The organism is Actinacidiphila sp. bgisy160 (assembly GCF_057707815.1).
In genome coordinates this window covers 1-2,104 of sequence record NZ_JBYIQW010000122.1, presented here as the reverse complement: position 1 = coordinate 2,104, position 2,104 = coordinate 1, and the positions used below count along the sequence as shown (strand labels likewise).

The 2,104-nt window shown below is 66.4% G+C and carries 1 protein-coding gene; it reads right to left on the bottom strand.

Features of this window, described 5'->3' with window-relative positions; genetic code table 11:
• Positions 1 to 2,104: hypothetical protein (locus tag AC3EUJ_RS37070; RefSeq protein ID WP_431969388.1), on the bottom strand; the 2,104-nt coding region annotated here is incomplete at both ends.

Below are 2,104 nucleotides of genomic sequence, written 5' to 3'. Positions count from 1 at the left end.
CGCACCGTGGACGAAATCACCGGACGAACCCGCAGGTGCCGAGACTGCCCGCGCCGGCACACCGCCGGACCTGTCCTGGACCGGGAACGACTTGTCACCCCGGAACTCCACCGTGATGATTTCGGAGTTGGAGGCATGGACGACGGCACGCTCCACGTCGTCCTGGAAACGGTGGACCATGTCCACCAGCCCGCTCGGCGGGAAACGCCTGTCGAGCGCCTTGATCAGGCTGTCCTCGGTGACGCCGAGCTCGTCCGCCAGGTTCTTGAGGCGACCGGCCCTGTTGTCCCAGCCGGACTTGGCGTTGCCCGGCCCCACATGGATGGAGTTGTCCGCCGTCAGGACGGACGGACCGTACTTGTCGATCAAGTCCTGCGCGGCCTTCGAGCGCGCGGTCAGATGGAAGTCCGTCCCGCTGATCGTGACCGCCGTCCCGTCGAGCCTCCCGCCCGGGGTGACCATCACATTGAGGTGGACGGCCACCTGAACCGTCCTGTCCCCCTCGGTGACTGTCATCAGCACAGGTCGCGAGATGAGGTTCGTGCTCCCCTCTTCGCGGACCTTCCCGAACTCGAAACCAGCGAGCGTACGGCGGGAGCCGTCGACCGTCCCCGATCCTGTGATGCTGTCCAGGATCCGGACGCCGTCCGGGGTCAGCCTCCCACCCGTACCGGCACCCGCATGAGCGGCCGTGGACGTACTCACACTCGGGGCGGACGGGGAGACGGAGTGCGTCAGGTGCTTGTTGATGCCGTCGACCAGGGCGTTACGGGTATCGACAGCCATGCCGATCAGCTGCCTGAACGTGTCATTGGTGCCGCCGGAAGCCTTGATCAGCGCCTTCCACTCCGCCTTCCGGGCAGCGCCGAGGTCCTTCACCTCCAGCTTTGTGAGAGCGGTGACGCCGTCCGCCTGAATGTCGTGGAAGGCGATGGCCGCCAGGCTCTTCCCGGCGTTCGGGTCCTTCGCCAGGACATCCGGGTGATGCAGCTTGATGTAGCGCTCGATCTGCTCGGTCCAGGTCTTCGAGTTCGCATGGCTCTGGGTCAGCCCGCTGAGGATCGCCCGCGGGTCGTCCCCCACCTCCTTGGCGATCCGCTCCCCATCGGTGACGAGTGCGAGACCCGAGTCGAAGACGAAGCCCTGGTTCTCCCGCCCCCGCCATTGGAAACCGCGGTTCTTGAGGGAGCTGGCGAGGAGCCGCTCGCCCTCCCTGGCCTCGTAGCTGATGCTTCCGCCGGAGATCTCGCCGAACCGGATGTCCTTCTCCAGGCCGAGGTTCGGGTCGACACGGATGAACGTGTTGGGCTCGGGGAAGTAGATCGCCCGCGTGTCGGTCTTCGCCATCGCGTCGCGCACGGCCAGGTCAAGATCGGCGGCGTTCTTCGCGACACCCTCGGGGAGCGTGTAACCACCGCTCACCATCTCGGGAGCGGACCCGTTCTGGCCGGTCAGCGTCTCGATCTTCGCGGCGGCACGGTCGAAGAGCGGCTTTCCGCCGACGACCATGCTCTTGACGTCGGCGTCACCGACGTGCAGATACACCTCTCCCTTGGCGTTCAGCTTGAGCTTGTCCAGCATGCCCCGAGTGAGATCGTCGCGGACGACCGCCTCACGGAGCGCGCCGTACGGGACCATCTTCTGGCCGCCGTCCGCCAGCAACTGGGGGTTCCGCTGCTCCCAGGTGAAACCGCTGACGGACACCGAGAAGTCGCCCTCCTTCTCCCACTGCTGAGCGAACTTCCGCACCGTGTCGACGATTTCGGCTTCCTTGCCGGTGCGCCCGTTCACACCGATGACGAGACCGAGCCGTTCGCCGAGGGACTCCTTCCCGAACGCCGTTCCGTAGGTCTTCGCCAGGGTGAGCAGATCGGTGTCCGGGGTCGCGATGACGGTGGCGACGAAACGGGTACCCTCACCGCCCTGGAGCGAGCCCTTGGCCATGCCGTCGTACTGGGCGACGGGCTTCAGCTGGTAGTGACCCGCGATCTTCTGGTAGCCCTCGGTGAATCGCGTGGTGTCCGTCTGCCGCGTGAAGGTGGACGGGACGGCCACCGACTGCGAGGTGCCCGCCTTCGCGTTGCGCGTTCCCTTCGGCGCGTTC